We start from the raw sequence: 16,683 nt of genomic DNA on the forward strand, positions 1-16,683 counted from the left end.
CAGAGCAACTGCCCCGCCAGCATGGACTTATTTCCACCAGTACTCGACCTGCACGCCGAAGTTGGCGCCATTGAGCGCGTTGCCGAAAGCGCCGGTATCCGACAGCGCGGAGCCCGCCGCCAACTCGTTGGCCGCCCGCTGCGCCGCCTTGTTCCAGCTGGCGTAGGTGTAGTACAGACGGACCTCGGGACGCGCCCAGAAATCCGGGCCCTTGGGCGACCAGGTCGGCGCGAAGGTAAACTTGCTGAGCTTGCGGGTACCGCCCGGTGCCTCGACCTGATCGTGGCCCAGTTCGGTGACCAGCTTGAATTGTTCGGTGATGGCGTAGGAAGGACGCACGCCGAGGGACATCCAGGTCTGATCCTGGCCATCGGGACGAATATCCTTCTGATAGACCGCCTCGACCTGCCCGCCAAAACGCGGCGTCACCTGCCAGTCGAAGAACTCCACGGCACGGTAGCTCTTGTTGCTGGTATCCAGGCGCGTATCGCCGGTGTAGCCCAGGCCGGTGCCCGGCCCCTCGCCGTATTGCAGGGCGAACTTGTTCTTGCCGCCGAGGAAGTTCTTCTGCACATGCTGCGCGGTGATCGCCCAGCCCTGGTGGGTATCGCGACGCTGGGGCGCATCGATGTAGCTGAAGCCGAATTCCAGCTCGCCATCGGTATTGGTCTTGAAGCCGGCGACGTTGAAGTCATGGCGATTGATATAGTTCTTCTGGTACAGGTTGTCCTTGCGTGAAAAGGCATAGCTGTACTTCAGGTCGCCGATCAGCACATCCTCGATACCACCGCCGGTGGCGCTCTGGTTCCAGTAGTAGAAGTCGGAGATGTGGATATCGTTTCGCTTGTAGTAACGACGCCCCGCCCACAGGGAGCCGCCATTGAGCGAGGGCATGTTCGACCATTGCGCATACATCTGCGGCATGCGCGCCGAACCGTGGTCATCGCCCTGGAAACGCAGGTCGCGATCGTACTTGTTATAGAGCGATGCCATGGCATCGACACTGAATACCGAGCCATCGTCGAGGGTCAGCAGGTCCTGGCGCAGCTCCAGCTCCGCGTATTGCTCACACTCGTTGCCGAGGCGGTACTTGTTATCTATCCCCGGTAACTTGAAACAGCTTTGCGAACTGCTGTTGACCGAGCTCCCCAACCCGCTGCGCAAGTACCCGGCGAACTCCAGGGCCTGGGCCGAGAACGGCAGGCCCAGGCAGACGCAGGACACCACAAGGTTTCGATTTATTATTGTTTTCATGAACCACCCCATTATTTTTATTGTGATCAATGCTCGATTGTCGGGCGCAGCCTCCCCGCGCACGATGTGATGCGAACTGCGTTGTACGAACGATATTTCCTATTTTTCTGACAGATGCAGCGCAAAAGACTCATAGGGCCGCAGGAACAATTCGCGACCGCGCGCGGGACAATCCTGATAGTTGCTGATCACCAGGCGCTGCTCCTGCCCCTGGCTGAAGACCCCTTCCGGCAGTTGAACCTCACAGCTGTCGGCATAGAAGTTGTTGACGATCAGCAGGCGCTCGCCCTGCCCTTCGCGCACATAGGCCCAGACCCGCGGGTGCTCGGGCAGCAACTGGCGATAGACCCCTTCGACCATCAGCGCTTCGGTACGGCGCAAGGCCACCAGGCTGCGGTAGTGGTGCAGGACCGAATCCGGGTCGTCGAGTTGTTGTTCGACGTTGATCTGCGCCGCATTCGCAGGCACGCCGATCCATGGCTGCACCGAACTGAAACCGGCGTTCGGGCCGGCGCTCCACTGCATCGGCGTACGGCCGTTGTCGCGGGACTTCTGCATGATCGCCGCCATGCTCTGCGCTTCGGACTCGCCGGCTTCACGCTTGATGCGGTAGATATTCAGGGTCTCGACATCGCGGTACTGATCGATGTGGTCGAACCCGGGATCGGTCATGCCCAGTTCTTCACCCTGGTAGATGTAGGGCGTGCCCTGGAGAAAGTGCAGCGCGGTGGCGAGCATCTTCGCCGAGACCGTGCGGTACTCGCCGTCATCGCCAAAGCGCGAGACCACCCGCGGCTGATCGTGGTTACACCAGAACAGGGCATTCCAGCCGCCTCCGGCCTGCATGCCGACCTGCCAGTCGGACAGGATGCGCTTGAGCTGGAGGAAATCGAAGTCGGCGTGCACCCACTTTTCCATGTTCGGGTAATCGACCTTCAGGTGATGGAAGTTGAAGGTCATCGACAACTCGTCCGACTCCGGACGCGAATAACGGATGCAATGCTCCAGGCTGGTGGAGGACATTTCGCCGACATTGATCAGGTCATGGCCGGCAAACACTTCCCGGTGCATTTCCTGCAGGTATTCATGGACGTTCGGGCCATCGGTGTAGAAACGCCGACCGTCCGTGGCGTCCTCGGGAAAGTCCGCCGGCTTGGAGATCAGGTTGATCACGTCGAGGCGGAAACCGCCGACGCCCTTGTCGCGCCAGAAGCGCATCATCTTGAAGACTTCCTGGCGCACCTTGGGGTTGTCCCAGTTGAGGTCGGCCTGGGTGTGGTCGAACAGATGCAGGAAATACTGGCCGGTTTGCGCCTCGTACTCCCAGGCATTGCCGCCGAACTTGGACTGCCAGTTGTTCGGCTGGTCGCGCCAGATGTAGAAATCGCGGTACGGGTTGTCCAGGCTGCTGCGGGCCTGCTGGAACCAGGCGTGCTCGATGGATGTGTGGTTGACCACGATATCGAGCATCAGCTTGATGCCGCGCTTGCCGGCCTCGGCGATCAGCAACTCGCAATCGGCCATGGTCCCGTAGCTCGGGTCGATGGCGTAGTAGTCGCTGATGTCGTAGCCGTTGTCACGCTGTGGCGAACGCAGGAACGGGGTGATCCACAGGCAGTCGACGCCCAGCCACTTCAGGTAGTCGAGCTTGTCGACCACCCCCAGCAGATCGCCGGTGGCCTGGCCTGCATGGCTATGAAAGCTCTTCGGGTAGATCTGGTAGATCACCGAACGTTGCCAGTCTTGCATGGGGAATTCCCTTATCTTCAGAGCGTGTAATCAGTAGGGTTCGGAGCGGGCCGGCACGATCAGGCGACGCGATAGCCAGGGCGGACGATCTTCATGCTCAACCCGCAGGTGAGGACGAAGGGCACGACAATCGCGACCACCATGCCGACGACGAACATCGGGATGAACTGCGGAATGATCGAGATGAAACCCGGCAGGCCGCCGACGCCGATGGCCGAGGCCAGCACCTTGTTCAGCGAAAGGAACACGCTGGCGAGCGCCGAACCGATCAGCGCGGCGTAGAACGGGAACTTGTAGCGCAGGTTGACGCCGAACATCGCCGGTTCCGTGATGCCGAAGTAGGCGGAGATCGCCGAGGTCGAGGCCATGCTGCGGTCGCGGGCATTGCGGCTCATGTAGAACACCGCGAGGGCGGCGCTGCCCTGGGCCAGGTTGGACATGACGATCATCGGCCAGATGAAGGTGCCGCCGTGGCCCGAGATCAGTTGCAGGTCCACCGCGAGGAACATGTGGTGCATGCCGGTGATCACCAGCGGCGCATAGAGCAGGCCGAAGATCGCGCCGCCGAGTGCCGGGGCCACATCGAACAGCCAGACCACGCCTTCGGTGATCAGGATGCCCAGGTGACGGGTGACCGGGCCGATGATCGCCAGGGCCAGGACACCGGTGACGACGATGGTGGTGATCGGTACCACGAGCAGTTGAATGGCATTCGGCACCCGCGCCCGCAGCCATTTCTCGATCACGCTCATGACATAGGCGGCCATCAGGATCGGCAGGATCTGCCCCTGGTAACCGACTTTCTCGATGCGGAACCAACCGAAGATATCGAAGTACGGCAGGCTCTGGCCGTCCAGGCCGGCGACCGCCTTGCCGTAGTTCCAGGCGTTGAGCAGGTCCGGGTGGACCAGCATCAGGCCGAGGACGATACCGAGGATCTCGCTACCGCCAAAGCGCTTGGCCGCCGACCAGCCGACCAGGGCCGGCAGGAACACGAAGGAGGTGTTGGCCATCAGGTTGATCAGGCTCCACAGGCCGTCCAGCGACGGGTAGGCCTCGAGCAGCGTCTTGCCGTCGATGAACATGCCCTTGGCGCCCATGAGGTTGTTCACCCCCATCAGCAGGCCGGCAATGATCAGCGCCGGCAGGATCGGCATGAACACATCGGAGAACACCCGCACCAGGCGTTGCATGACGTTGGTCTTGTCCGCGCCCTTCTGCTTGACGTCGGCGATGGTCGATACCGCCAGGCCCGTGAGCTCGCGCAAGGCGGCATAGACCTTTTCCACTTCGCCCGGACCGATGACGACCTGGAACAGGCCACCGGTAAAGAACGAACCCTTGACCAGGTCGATGCCGGACAAGGTGGCCTTGTCGACTTTACTCGGGTCCTTGAGCGCCAGCCGCAGGCGGGTGACACAGTGAGCGGCCTGCTCGAGGTTTTCAGCACCACCGAGGCTCTGCAGCAGCTCGCGGGCGATATTCGGATAGTCGTGGCTCATGCTTTTTCTTCCGCTGTTTCTTGTTATTGGAAATGGTTGGCAGCACACAGAAACAAAAAATACTCGTCTGTACGAGTTAAAGCAACAACTCGTCTGTACGAGTTGAGCGTTTCTTGGTAAATGATCCGACAAATGGACAAACCCTCGACCTGCCCTTAAGGTTCCATGCCTTGGGACACCACGCCCGCTACGCTATTAGTCGGCGACTTCCGATCCAGAGCGAACACCATGAGCAAATACAACCAGATCTACAGCGATCTGCTTGCCAGCATCACCACCGAGCAGTTGGAGAAAGGCGCCCGGCTGCCTTCGGAAACCGAACTGATGGACAGCTACCAGGCCAGTCGCGGTACGGTGCGCAAGGCCATCGAGCAATTGCAGGAACGCGGGTTTGCCCAGAAGATCCATGGCAAGGGCACCTTCGTGCTGTCACGCAGCCCGATCGAATTCCAGCTCGGCGGCATCGTCAGCTTCCAGGAAGCCCATTCGAGCATGGGCAGCAATATCGGCACCGAAGTGGTGGAGTTCAGCGAAATCCCGCTGGCCGGCGCCCTCCAGGAGCGCCTGCAGGCCGAGCCCGGCAGCCTGGTGATCCGCATCAAGCGGGTGCGACGCATTGATGGCAAGCGGATCATCCTCGACATCAACCATTTCGTCGCCGACCTGATTCCCGGCCTGACCCGGGACATTGCCGAGCACTCGATCTACGCCTATATCGAGCAGACCCTGCAACTGAGCATCAGTTTCGCCCAGCGCACCATCGAAGCAGCGCGCTGCAGCAAGGACGACCAGCAGCACCTGGACCTGGACGGCGCCAGCCACGTGATCGTGGTGAAGAACCAGACCTTCCTCCAGGACGGCCGGCAATTCGAATACACCGAGTCGCGGCATACCCTGGACAAGTTCTACTTCTCCGACGTCGCCCGACGCTGATACGAACCGGGCAGCCAGGTCCTGACGGTGTGGTGGCCCTGTTGGGCCCTTCAGGGCAGCGGACAGAGAACTCACACCTTGGAAAGATCGCTCGTCCACTGCGCCAGGAAGTCCGTGATCTTTTCCTCGACGCGACTCGCGATGGTTGGCAATCGCAGCAACGGTATACCGCTCTTGCTCAAAATGCTGTTTTTCAACTCGTCCCGTGCAGCCTGGAGTACCGTGTCGTGGTAACCGCCATCGACCTCGATGACACCTAACGGTGTTTTTCCCACTTTGAAATAGAGCACAAAGTCGCAGCTGGCACGATTCGCCATGAAAAGCCGCTCTGCGGGCGTCAGTGCCTGGTTATCCAATGAAACCAGCTGATTCAGGCGAATCTGGGAGTGGAATGTCATTGCCCGACAGGACTCCCGAGATAAAGCTTCACGCAGTAGTTGCGCCACGATCTGCTCGGATTTGTATCGTGAATCGTTTGGCCGCAGCCGGGAGTTGAGCTTCTCAAGCGATTGATCGTATTCCTTGTAGAGCAGATCAAAAGCCGAAATGAGAAGGGATCGGTGAATCTGTTGCTCCCCGGCGTAATACTCCATGTAGCGCACCAGGGCAGCGATATGACCGTTACCTCCGAATACATCGTCACCGGTCACCAGGGTGAAACGGTTCCTGGCTCTCGATACCGCCACATTGACCAGATGAGGATCATCCACGAAAGCAAGGCTTCTCTGGCTGAACTGTTTCTTGTCCAGCACGGTGGAGAAGACGATTTCATCGCACTCACGCCCCTGAAACTTGTGCACGGTGTTTTTTACGAAATCCGCCGGCAGATGCGTCTCTGAAAGAGAAACCTGTGCCCTGTAAGGTGCAATGAATCCCCTGCTGCTTTCAGCGTCCCACTCACTTTCGCCATCCCACTTCAGCATCTCGAGCACTGACTCCATCTCTCTGAAATTGGCATTTCTTCGCGTGTGATTGCCCTTACCAGTGACGAGCAACTGCAATGGTTTCTCACCCGAGTCGCGGGTCATTGGAATCAGTTGGTTGTCGTAGAACTGCTGGTTGCAGAACTGGATGATCCTGGGATGGCAGCGATAATGTTCCTTGAGCAGTGTCATTGGAACCGTGTCGCTGAAAACACTGACGCACGAATCAAGCAGGCTGTATTTTTCGCAATCATAGGCATCGACGGGCGCGGCGATGCCCAGTTTCGCCGGGATGTGCGGCAGTTGCTTGCGGTCCCCAACGACGATGAGATTTCTGGCGCAACCCAACGCCAGTATTCCCGGCACGATATCCTGCTGTGAGGCCTCGTCGATGATGACATAGTCGAGAAGCGCCCCACGACCGATCGAGTTGATGATGGAATGCGTACTGCTACCCAGGATCGGGTAGCGTTTCAGGAATTTATCGAATTTTTTCCGATAGTTTTCCATGTCAAATGCTTCGTGGGCAGTGGCATGCTGCTGGAGATGTTGTTTCAGATGTGCCATCGAAGCGCAGGTCAACTCGTCCAGCAACGCCTTGAACTTACCGCGCTCCAATACTTCCCGGCAGCTCGCCAATTCAGACTTTTTATCCTGTAGTGCCTTCTCGTAGAAATGCAGTTGCAAGGAATAGATCAGGGACTGGCGCTTGTCCCAATTGTCAAAAGGCTTCATGCGCAGGATTCTGAAGTTGAGCAGCAGCTCGACCCTATCCCTGAGCCTGATACGACTCTCGGCAAGGTGGGCCATGTAAACCATCAGCTCCACGCTCTGTTGCGCGGACAGCCTGTACTTTCCCAAGGGAACAGGGGCTGTCGTCATGTTCTCGCGTTGCCATTGCAACAGATACTGCTGCTCTATGGCCAACTCATCGACCTCACCCTGCAGCCGCGCCAGTTCGTTCTGAGCACGAAGAAACTGCTTCAAACCCTGCAAAGTGGCTTGAATATGCGGCATATCAGGGGCGGGGGCGCTGACTGCGGATGGTATAGCAGGGATATCACTGAAAAAAATCTTTCGATTCTCGGTACTCCCCAACTTGGCAACCAGGTACCCCAGTCCGACCTTGCCTAGTTTTTCATAAACGTTTTCCACCGCCGCATTGTTATTCGACAGAATCGCGACCGTTTTTCCGCGTAATAAAATATTGGCGATGATGTTCAATATCGTTTGGGTTTTCCCGGTGCCTGGAGGTCCTTCGACCAGACTGACTTGCGAACTGAAAGCTCGCTCCACCGCATCGAGTTGGCTCTCATTGACTCCGAAGGGGTAGATAAAATTGCCCTCAGATTGCTGCGGGCTGCTTTGTCCCGTGCAATAGGCATGCAGTACGGTGTCGCCATGAGGGAGCACCTGATTCAGCTGGCGTAACACGTTTTCGGCGATGGGTCTGTCCTGGGGCTTCGCCTGCCCCATGCGAATGTTGGCCACAGACACGAAATAGCGAAAAATAGCGTCGTCCTTGAGCGCAGTCTCCGGGACGAACGCAACATCATGTAGCTTGTTGACGTAGCTCTTCTGACTCCCCGGGTATTTAACGACGGCATACTTTTCTCCGTAGATATGCACGCTATCCACAGGGTTGAACTCCGTCTGCTTTTTCTGCATGAGGAGTTTTCCCTGTATGGCCCTGGTAGGGAGAACACGACAATTGCTCAAGGGAAGACTGCGTTTCTCACCCGTGTGGAGATCGCAAGTCAGTATCAACTCTCCACCTTGATCACCCGGCCGTATCTTCCAGTCGCGGAACTTCCCAGTTTGATCTTCACCATCCATGTAGATAGAAATCATATAGCCTTATGCAGAATTGCTCCGAGGAAAGGGATATCACCATGGCGTCAGGATACACCCTGATAATTCCATTTTGATATCACTCAGATATCACGAGCAGCAATACCTTGCAAAGACTCACAGCACCAACGCCAACCACTCCGGGTTCACGGCAGCCAGCTTGCTGGTCGCTTTCGTGAGATTGATAACCTGGGCCGCCTGCGCGGTTTCGATGATCAGTGGATCAAGGTCATAACCGCGGCCGTCGAGCCAACCCAGTACTTCCGCCAGGTGCCAGACAGAGGCACTGCCTTCGTGGACGGCCAGCGGAAAGGACGCCGAATGATTGAGCATGAGTTTGCGCATGTTCTGCCGCGAAACGCCGACGATATCGGCGATATCTGAAAGGCCGACCATATCCGGCAGTACCTCGATGAGCCGAGCGTCAGGAATGGCGCGTTTGACGTCCTGCAAGGCGCTGAGCAGTGCCTGCCTGGCGCTCTCGGCATCCCTGCAGAATTTCAGCGCCAGCTTTCCAGGGATTCCCGAGCCAACGAGCGAGTCATCGCAACCGTTCTCCAGCAGAAGTTCGATCAAGACGTCAGGATCATTGTTTTGCTCCGAGAGCTGGTATCTCAGAGTGAATTCATATTCCTCCATACTTCTACTCCTTAAATATTTCGATCGGAGGCTCATCATCGATACGGTTCAGATCACAGTTATCAATAACCAACCGCAGCTCACGAACATGTCTGTAAACGTTACGCGGAGTGCTATACACGCTCGTCATGCAGAACTCGCCACATCGACACAACCCGCTGTTGAGCGGGCAGTACATTCTGCCCCAAGCATGCGAACCACCCACCTTGATTCGCCAGCCACACTCCTCGGCATGACGCAGTACATTTTCGATCTCCTTGATCGGGTGTCTTGCCCTGGCCATCCATTGCCCCCAGTCTCTCGCCACAGAAAAAAGTTGTCAATTGACAACCAAGCCCGTTTATCGAAAAAAAATGACTCGAGCGACGCTTCAACCCGGCGCTCATTTCTTGAGTGTAGGGAGACAGAAAACCCAGTTGGATCAATGTGTTTGCGGGATATTGCGCGGGTAGAAACGCCGAATTTCCTTACCGCCTGAAACGAAAAAGGCGGTCATACCGAGGTATGACCGCCCTTGCTTTCAACGCTTGAGGCCTATATCACGCGGGGATCATTCCCACTCGATGGTTGCCGGCGGCTTGCTCGACACGTCGTAGGTGACGCGGGAGATGCCTTCGATCTCGTTGATGATCCGGCCGCTGACGGTTTCCAGCAGTTCGTACGGCAGGTGTGCCCAACGGGCGGTCATGAAGTCGATGGTTTCCACCGCGCGCAGGGCCACGACCCAGGCGTAACGACGACCGTCACCGACCACACCCACCGATTTCACCGGCTGGAACACCACGAAAGCCTGGCTGACCTTGTGGTACCAGTCGGCCTTGCGCAGTTCTTCGATGAAGATATGGTCGGCGCGACGCAGCAGGTCAGCGTATTCCTTCTTCACTTCACCCAGGATCCGCACGCCCAGGCCCGGGCCCGGGAATGGGTGGCGATAGACCATGTCGTACGGCAGGCCGAGTTCCAGGCCGAGGCGACGGACCTCGTCCTTGAACAGCTCGCGCAGCGGCTCGACCAGCTTGAGGTTCATCTCTTCCGGCAGGCCACCGACGTTGTGGTGGGACTTGATCACGTGGGCCTTGCCGCTTTTTGCGCCAGCCGACTCGATCACGTCCGGGTAGATGGTGCCCTGGGCCAGGTACTTGATGTTGTCCAGCTTGCAGGATTCGGCATCGAACACGTCGATAAAGGTCCGGCCGATGATCTTGCGCTTCTTCTCCGGGTCGGACTCGCCGGCCAGGTTGTTCAGGAACTGTTCTTCGGCGTTGGCGCGGATCACCTTGACGCCCATGTTCTCGGCGAACATGGCCATCACTTGCTCGCCTTCGTGCAGGCGCAGCAGGCCGTTGTCGACGAAGACGCAGGTCAGCTGGTCGCCGATGGCCTTGTGCAGCAGGGCCGCAACCACCGAGGAGTCGACACCGCCAGACAGGCCCAGCAGGACGTTGTCGGTCCCCACCTGGGCACGCACCTGGGCGATGGCGTCTTCGGCGATCTTCGACGGGGTCCACAGCGCTTCACAGCCACAGATATCGAGGATGAAGCGCGACAGGATACGACCGCCCTGCTTGGTGTGGGTCACTTCCGGGTGGAACTGCACGCCGTAGTAACGCAGGTCGTCGTTGAACATGCCGGCAATCGGGCAGCTCGGGGTGCTGGCCAGGATGTGAAAGTCTTCCGGCATGCGGGTGACCTTGTCACCGTGGCTCATCCAGACGTCGAGACCGAACAGGCCGTCGGCGTCGACGTGGTCTTCGATGCCGTCCAGCAGGCGGCTCTTGCCGACCACATCGACACGGGCATAACCGAATTCACGCAGCTCGGAACCTTCGACCTTGCCGCCCATCTGCTCGGCCATGGTCTGCATGCCGTAGCAGATACCGAAGACCGGCACGCCCAGGTCGAACACCGCCTGCGGGCAACGCGGGCTGTTGGCTTCGTGCACGGACTCGGGACCGCCGGCGAGGATGACGCCTTTGGGAGCGAATTCGCGAATCGCTTCGTCGTCCATGTCGAACGGATGCAGTTCGCAGTACACGCCGATTTCACGCACGCGGCGGGCGATCAGTTGGGTGTATTGGGAACCGAAGTCGAGGATCAGGATGCGGTGGGCGTGAATGTCGAGGGCCATGGGTCATTCTCGTCTGTGAAATCAGAAACAACACGGGGCTGTCATCAACAGCCCCGGTTCAAATTCATCAATCGCCTCCAGGTCAGCACCAGGAGGCGATCACTATCAACCTACGCGATAGTTTGGAGCTTCCTTGGTGATCTGCACGTCGTGGACGTGAGATTCGGCCATGCCGGCACCGGTGATGCGCACAAATTCAGGCTTGGTGCGCATTTCCTCGATGTTGGCGCTGCCGGTGTAGCCCATCGAGGAACGCAGGCCGCCCATCAGTTGATGGACGATGGCGGTCAGGGTGCCCTTGTACGGGACGCGACCTTCGATACCTTCCGGCACCAGCTTCTCGGCACCCGCGGAGGAGTCCTGGAAGTAACGGTCGGAGGAACCCTGGGACTGCGACATCGCACCCAGCGAACCCATGCCGCGATAGGCCTTGTAGGAACGCCCCTGGAACAGCTCGATCTCGCCCGGAGCCTCTTCGGTACCGGCGAACATCGAACCCATCATCACGCAGGAGGCACCGGCAACGATGGCCTTGGACAGGTCACCGGAGAAACGGATGCCGCCGTCGGCGATCAACGGGACGCCGGTGCCTTCAAGGGCGGCGGCGACGTTGGCGATGGCGCTGATCTGCGGGACGCCGACACCAGCGACGATACGGGTGGTGCAGATCGAGCCAGGGCCGATACCGACCTTGACCGCATCCGCGCCTGCCTCGGCCAGGGCCTTGGCGGCAGCGCCGGTGGCGATGTTGCCGCCGATCACCTGTACTTCCGGGAAGTTCTGCTTGACCCAGCGAACGCGGTCGATCACACCCTTGGAGTGACCGTGGGCGGTGTCGACCACCACCACGTCGACACCGGCATTGACCAGCGCAGCAACGCGATCAGCTGTGTCCTTGCCGGTACCGACCGCGGCACCGACACGCAGGCGACCCTGGTCGTCCTTGCTCGCCAGTGGCCAGGCCTTGGATTTCTCGATGTCCTTGACGGTCATCATGCCCTTGAGGGCGAACTTGTCGTCGACGATCAGCACTTTTTCCAGGCGGTGCTTGTGCAGCAGCTCGCGGACTTCGTGCTTGTTGGCGCCTTCGCGGACAGTGACCAGGCGCTCTTTGGGCGTCATCACTTCGCGAACCGGGACATCCATGCGGGTTTCGAAACGCACGTCGCGCGAGGTGACGATGCCGACCAGGTCGCCGTCGTGCAGTACCGGCACACCGGAGATGTTGTGCATGCGGGTCAGTTCGAGCAGGTCACGTACCGAGGCATCGGCCTCGATGGTGATCGGGTCCTTGACGACACCGGCTTCGAACTTCTTGACCTTGCGCACTTCGGCAGCCTGCTGCTCGATGGTCATGTTCTTGTGGATGATGCCGATACCGCCTTCCTGGGCCATGGCAATGGCCAGACGGGCTTCGGTCACGGTGTCCATGGCGGCGGAAACCAGCGGAATATTCAGCTCGATGCCACGGGTGAGACGGGTCTTGAGACTGACTTCGTTGGGAAGCACCTCGGAATAACCGGGCACTAGGAGAATGTCGTCGAAGGTCAGAGCTTCTTGGCTGATACGCAGCATCGCGGGGGCTCCCGAGCGGGAAAATGGAAGCGCGCCATTATACTCATACAAGGCCCTGGGCTCAATGTAAACCTTGGCCTATTTACAGCTCGACTTTCACCCAGGCCACCGGCTGGTCCAGCCAGTCGGCGAACTCATCGAGAAAAGCCTGCTTGAAGCCGGCTTCCGCCCAGTTGTTGAAGATGAAACCCAGGTTGGAAAAGCCGCACTCCTGCAGGAACAGGAAACCGTTGATATCGTCTTCGTGCCCGCACAACGGACAGATGAAGTTTTCGGTGCGCCCCGGCATCCAGTCTTCCAGGCTGTCGAACAGGGCCTCGCCGACTTCCTTGCGACACTCGGCACATCCCGCCTCCTCGAGAAAGCCCTTGGCCGGGGTATAGATGCAGCGCTTGGTGATGATCTCCAGGCCGTTGATCGGCTCGCCGAACGGCAACGCCTGGGGATGCAGGACCACCTCGGCGGCACCGGGCGCGATGGCATGGCCCATGCGATTGCCGGTGCGACCGCAGGTGGTGAGTTCTTCCTCGATGATGTTCTTGCGCACCAGCCAGCGCACGATGGCCCGGGCCCTTGGCTCATGGACCGGCAAGGTGGAGATTTTCGGGACAATGATGCTTTGGGAGTTCATGGGGACGGCCTGGAGCGTTTGCGACCCGGCAGCTTAATCCCTGCCACCATCAGGTCAAGTACTGAAATAACGGGTGATCAGGGCGATGCCGCTGGCCAGTACCAGCCAGGTCACCAGGCGCACGAAGGCTTCCCGTGACAGCCGTCGGGTCAGACGTCGGCCGATCCACAACCCCAGCGCCATCGCCGGCAACAAGCACACCGCCAACAGCAACAAGGGTAGCTCGGCATAGACCCCGGCGATCACGAATAGCGACAGACGCACCACCGTGCTGCAACTGATCAGCGCACTTTGCGTGGCCCGCGCCGCATCCTTGGGCAAACGACTGTTGAGATAGATGGCATAGAGAAAACCGCCACTGCCGAACAGCGCCCCGAACATCCCGCCCACGGTGCCCATGGGCACCGCCCAGGCCGCCGCCAACTGCCCGGGGCGGACCTTGATCAGCAGGCTATGGATCGCATAGGCGCTGATGAACAGGCCCATCAACAGTAGCAATACATCGGAATGCAGATTCAGCAGAAAGACCACGCCAAGCGTGCAGCCCACGGCCATGCACGGCAGCAAACGCAGTAACTCGGACCTGGCGACATCCTTGCGTGACGGCAGCAGGTTGCCGAACGCCGCGACAAAATCCAGCAGCACCAGCAACGGCACGATCTTCGACAACGGCATGAACAGGATCAGGATCGGTCCCGCCACCAGCGCCGTACCAAACCCGGCCACGCCAAAGACGATATAGGCCAGGGCAATGCCCAGTTCCACCACCAGCCAGTCGGTGGCACTGAATGGCCATTGGTTCAACAGCGCGACAAGACTCATGAAGAACACTTCCACAATGGGTTCGATTGACTTTAGCCAGTGGCGAGCCTTGCGACTAATATATTCAAAGCCCGCTACTCATCTCGAAAAGGCATGACTTGTGATTTCCACCCGCCAACTGCGCTACTTCGTCGAGATCGCCGAATCCGGCAGCTTCAGTGCGGCCGCCGAACGCTTGTTTATCGCGCAGTCCGCCTTGAGCCGACAGATCAAGGAACTGGAAAACCATTTGCAGACGCCGTTGTTCGAACGCACGGCGCGCCTGCCGCGACTGACCGCTGCGGGCGAAGCCTTCTATCCGCGGGCGAGAAACCTGCTGGGCGAACTGAGCAAGGCCAGCGAGCTGGCTACCCAGGTCGGCAAGGGCCAGCTCGGCACCCTGCGCCTCAGTCATTCGAGTACTGTCCCGATGAGCGGCAGACTGTTGCGGGCAATCAGTCATTTCCTCGAACAGAGTCCGGGGGCATCGATGGATATCGTCAAGCTGTCCTCCGAGGCCCAGTTGGAAGAACTGGCCGAGGGGAGACTGGATATCGGCCTGCTGCGCCTGCCGGTACTGCGCCAGCGCGAGGGGGTGCAGATCGTGCCGTTGTTCAGCGAGCGGTTGCTCCTGGCGGTGCCGCCGAATCATCCGCTGGCAGACTCGACCGAGGGCATCGACCTGGCGTTGCTGAAGGACGAGGCGTTTATTTCCATTCCTCACCCCCAGCGCGGCGGCTTGAGCTACCTGTCGGCGGAGTTGTGCATGCGCCAGGGCTTCTTTCCCCGAGCTGCCCGGGTGGTATCGCGCAAGACCACCCAGTTGCAGTTGATCCAGGCGGGATTCGGCATCGCCCTGCTGCCCGAGTCGATGCGCGACATTGCGCCGGGCAATATCCATTTCCTGCCCCTCAAGGATCCGGATTGCCAGAGCACCCTGGCCCTCGCCTGTCGACAGGAGCCGACGCCGCTGGTGGCGCAATTTGTCGAGCGCTTCAGCGAAGACCTGCAACGCCCTTGAAAACACCGATAAACCTGTAGGAGCTGGCTTGCCAGCGATGAGGCCCGCAAGCCCTGCTGCGAGTACTCGGGCGCCATCGCCAGCAAGCCGGCTCCCACAGGTCGAGGCCTCGCCGCGGAACATCAGCGTCTCCAGGACTTTGTAGGAGCTGGCTTGCCAGCGATGAGGCCCGCAAGCCCTACTGCGAGCACTCGAACGCCATCGCCAGCAAGCCGGCTCCCACACGGGGAGTGCTCATAGCCATGGAGATTGCCAACCGAATGCCTTTATCATGCGGCCCATGATTAAAGATCCCTTTTCACGCCTGGGCCTCGACCGCGAAGTCCTCACTGTCAGCCAGCTCAACGGCCGCGCGCGGGTGTTGCTGGAAGACGTGTTCAGCAATATCTGGGTCGAAGGCGAAATCTCCAACCTCGCCCGCCCGGCCTCCGGCCACATCTATTTCACCCTCAAGGACAGCGGCGCCCAGGTGCGTTGCGCGCTGTTCCGGCAGAACGCCGCACGCGTGCGCCAGGCGTTGAAGGATGGCCTGGCAGTCAAGGTGCGAGGCAAGGTCTCGCTGTTCGAGGGCCGGGGCGACTACCAGTTGATCCTCGATACCGTTGAACCGGCCGGCGATGGCGCGCTACGCCTGGCGTTCGACGCGCTCAAGGAAAAGCTCGACGCCGAAGGCCTGTTCAGTGCCGAACGCAAGGTTGCCCTGCCCGCTCACCCGCAGCGGATCGGCATCATCAGCTCACCGACCGGCGCGGTGATCCGCGACATCATCAGCGTCTTCCGCCGCCGCGCGCCGCAAGTCGAACTGACCCTGATTCCCACGGCGGTCCAGGGCCGCGAAGCCACGGCGCAGATCGTGCGCGCCTTGAGAATCGCCGATACCAAGGGCTTCGATGCGCTGATCCTGGCCCGTGGCGGCGGCTCGCTGGAAGACCTCTGGTGCTTCAACGAAGAGGCCGTGGCCCGCGCCGTGGATGCCTGCGTAACGCCGATTGTCAGCGCCGTCGGTCATGAAACCGATGTGTCCATCAGCGACTTCGTGGCCGACGTCCGGGCCCCGACGCCTTCGGCGGCCGCGGAACTGCTGGCCCCCGATTCCAGCGACCTGCAACGCCGGGTCGAGAGCCTGCACCGCCGGCTGGTGATGCGTATCCGCGACCGGCTGATGCGCGACCGCCTGCGCCTCGATGGCCTCGCCCGACGCCTGCGCCACCCCGGCGAGCGCCTGCGCCAGCAGGCCCAGCGCCTGGATGACCTGGACATGCGCATGCGCCGGGCGTTCGAACGCCAGCTCAATACCCGCCGGGAAAAACTGCTGCGCCTGGAAACCCGTCTCGCCGGGCAGCATCCGGGACGTCAGCTGGCCCTGCTGCGTCAGCGCCTGGAGAGCCTGTCCGAACGCCTGCCCCGGGCCATGCGCGAAGGTCTCAAGGCCCGGCGCCTGCAACTGCAAAGCCAGGTGCAGACACTTCATGTAGTAAGTCCGTTGGCAACCCTGGGGCGTGGCTACAGTATCCTGCTGGACGAGCGTGGGCAGGCGATCCGCAGTGCCGGGCAGACTCGCCCCGGCCAGCGCCTGAAGGCGAAACTGGCGGAAGGCGAACTGCAGGTGCGAGTCGAAGACAACCACCTGACGCCTGTCACCCTTTCTCTACTGGACTGAATCTCAAGGGACCCGA

13 protein-coding genes are annotated in these 16,683 nt (G+C 59.9%); 3 read left to right on the top strand and 10 right to left on the bottom strand.

Annotation, left to right across the window (positions count from 1 at the left end; all coding sequences use genetic code 11):
* Positions 1 to 27: 27 nt before the first annotated feature.
* From ACL9RJ_RS10785 to treP, 3 genes are all read right to left on the bottom strand, one after another.
* The gene (locus ACL9RJ_RS10785) at positions 28 to 1,254 is read right to left on the bottom strand and encodes a maltoporin (RefSeq protein WP_042934356.1); all 1,227 of its coding nucleotides are present in this window, start codon (positions 1,252 to 1,254) and stop codon (positions 28 to 30) included.
* Between the two features lie 99 nt (positions 1,255 to 1,353).
* A complete protein-coding gene (gene treC, locus ACL9RJ_RS10790; RefSeq protein WP_017123725.1) occupies positions 1,354 to 3,003 on the bottom strand; it encodes an alpha,alpha-phosphotrehalase in 1,650 nt (549 codons plus the stop codon).
* Positions 3,004 to 3,062: 59 nt separating this feature from the next.
* Positions 3,063 to 4,505, bottom strand: coding sequence for a PTS system trehalose-specific EIIBC component (gene treP / locus ACL9RJ_RS10795; RefSeq protein ID WP_017123724.1), 1,443 nt, complete (start codon positions 4,503 to 4,505; stop codon positions 3,063 to 3,065).
* A gap of 228 nt (positions 4,506 to 4,733) precedes the next feature.
* Here treP and treR point away from each other — a divergent pair, with 228 nt between their 5' ends.
* Positions 4,734 to 5,438: a trehalose operon repressor gene (gene treR, locus ACL9RJ_RS10800; protein ID WP_178991488.1), complete on the top strand. Its 705-nt coding sequence runs from the start codon at positions 4,734 to 4,736 to the stop codon at positions 5,436 to 5,438.
* 71 nt (positions 5,439 to 5,509) lie between these two features.
* Here treR and ACL9RJ_RS10805 read toward each other — a convergent pair whose 3' ends face one another.
* From ACL9RJ_RS10805 to ACL9RJ_RS10835, 7 genes are all read right to left on the bottom strand, one after another.
* A complete protein-coding gene (locus ACL9RJ_RS10805) occupies positions 5,510 to 8,212 on the bottom strand; it encodes an AAA domain-containing protein (protein ID WP_212810079.1) in 2,703 nt (900 codons plus the stop codon).
* 117 nt (positions 8,213 to 8,329) lie between these two features.
* Positions 8,330 to 8,851 (bottom strand): helix-turn-helix transcriptional regulator, encoded by a 522-nt coding sequence (locus ACL9RJ_RS10810; protein WP_177084295.1) that lies wholly within the window; start codon positions 8,849 to 8,851, stop codon positions 8,330 to 8,332.
* Positions 8,852 to 8,855: 4 nt separating this feature from the next.
* Positions 8,856 to 9,134 carry a hypothetical protein gene (locus tag ACL9RJ_RS10815; protein WP_244861779.1) on the bottom strand — a complete coding sequence of 93 codons (279 nt, stop codon included), beginning with the start codon at positions 9,132 to 9,134 and terminating at the stop codon, positions 8,856 to 8,858.
* A gap of 267 nt (positions 9,135 to 9,401) precedes the next feature.
* Positions 9,402 to 10,979, bottom strand: a complete 1,578-nt coding sequence (gene guaA / locus ACL9RJ_RS10820) for a glutamine-hydrolyzing GMP synthase (RefSeq protein ID WP_017123721.1) — start codon at positions 10,977 to 10,979, stop codon at positions 9,402 to 9,404.
* 105 nt (positions 10,980 to 11,084) lie between these two features.
* Entirely contained in the window at positions 11,085 to 12,554 is a 1,470-nt protein-coding gene (gene guaB / locus ACL9RJ_RS10825; protein ID WP_017123720.1) for an IMP dehydrogenase, read from the bottom strand.
* A gap of 82 nt (positions 12,555 to 12,636) precedes the next feature.
* A complete protein-coding gene (locus ACL9RJ_RS10830) occupies positions 12,637 to 13,185 on the bottom strand; it encodes a hypothetical protein (protein ID WP_017123719.1) in 549 nt (182 codons plus the stop codon).
* Positions 13,186 to 13,239: 54 nt separating this feature from the next.
* A complete protein-coding gene (locus ACL9RJ_RS10835) occupies positions 13,240 to 14,007 on the bottom strand; it encodes a sulfite exporter TauE/SafE family protein (protein WP_177084293.1) in 768 nt (255 codons plus the stop codon).
* Positions 14,008 to 14,107: 100 nt separating this feature from the next.
* Here ACL9RJ_RS10835 and ACL9RJ_RS10840 point away from each other — a divergent pair, with 100 nt between their 5' ends.
* Both ACL9RJ_RS10840 and xseA read left to right on the top strand, forming a co-directional pair.
* Entirely contained in the window at positions 14,108 to 15,007 is a 900-nt protein-coding gene (locus tag ACL9RJ_RS10840) for a LysR family transcriptional regulator (protein WP_177117718.1), read from the top strand.
* A gap of 280 nt (positions 15,008 to 15,287) precedes the next feature.
* Positions 15,288 to 16,667 carry an exodeoxyribonuclease VII large subunit gene (xseA, locus tag ACL9RJ_RS10845; RefSeq protein ID WP_177116428.1) on the top strand — a complete coding sequence of 460 codons (1,380 nt, stop codon included), beginning with the start codon at positions 15,288 to 15,290 and terminating at the stop codon, positions 16,665 to 16,667.
* Positions 16,668 to 16,683 lie beyond the last annotated feature (16 nt).

Origin of the sequence: Pseudomonas sp. Mn2068 (assembly GCF_049319725.1) — a bacterium.
In the GTDB taxonomy this organism is placed as follows: domain Bacteria; phylum Pseudomonadota; class Gammaproteobacteria; order Pseudomonadales; family Pseudomonadaceae; genus Aquipseudomonas; species Aquipseudomonas gingeri.

Coding starts and splice junctions, on each gene's coding strand:
- ACL9RJ_RS10785 (WP_042934356.1), bottom strand. CDS start 1,254: ATGAAAACAATAATAAATCGAAACCTTGTGGTGTCCTGCGTCTGCCTG.
- treC (WP_017123725.1), bottom strand. CDS start 3,003: ATGCAAGACTGGCAACGTTCGGTGATCTACCAGATCTACCCGAAGAGC.
- treP (WP_017123724.1), bottom strand. CDS start 4,505: ATGAGCCACGACTATCCGAATATCGCCCGCGAGCTGCTGCAGAGCCTC.
- treR (WP_178991488.1), top strand. CDS start 4,734: ATGAGCAAATACAACCAGATCTACAGCGATCTGCTTGCCAGCATCACC.
- ACL9RJ_RS10805 (WP_212810079.1), bottom strand. CDS start 8,212: ATGATTTCTATCTACATGGATGGTGAAGATCAAACTGGGAAGTTCCGC.
- ACL9RJ_RS10810 (WP_177084295.1), bottom strand. CDS start 8,851: ATGGAGGAATATGAATTCACTCTGAGATACCAGCTCTCGGAGCAAAAC.
- ACL9RJ_RS10815 (WP_244861779.1), bottom strand. CDS start 9,134: ATGGCCAGGGCAAGACACCCGATCAAGGAGATCGAAAATGTACTGCGT.
- guaA (WP_017123721.1), bottom strand. CDS start 10,979: ATGGCCCTCGACATTCACGCCCACCGCATCCTGATCCTCGACTTCGGT.
- guaB (WP_017123720.1), bottom strand. CDS start 12,554: ATGCTGCGTATCAGCCAAGAAGCTCTGACCTTCGACGACATTCTCCTA.
- ACL9RJ_RS10830 (WP_017123719.1), bottom strand. CDS start 13,185: ATGAACTCCCAAAGCATCATTGTCCCGAAAATCTCCACCTTGCCGGTC.
- ACL9RJ_RS10835 (WP_177084293.1), bottom strand. CDS start 14,007: ATGAGTCTTGTCGCGCTGTTGAACCAATGGCCATTCAGTGCCACCGAC.
- xseA (WP_177116428.1), top strand. CDS start 15,288: ATGATTAAAGATCCCTTTTCACGCCTGGGCCTCGACCGCGAAGTCCTC.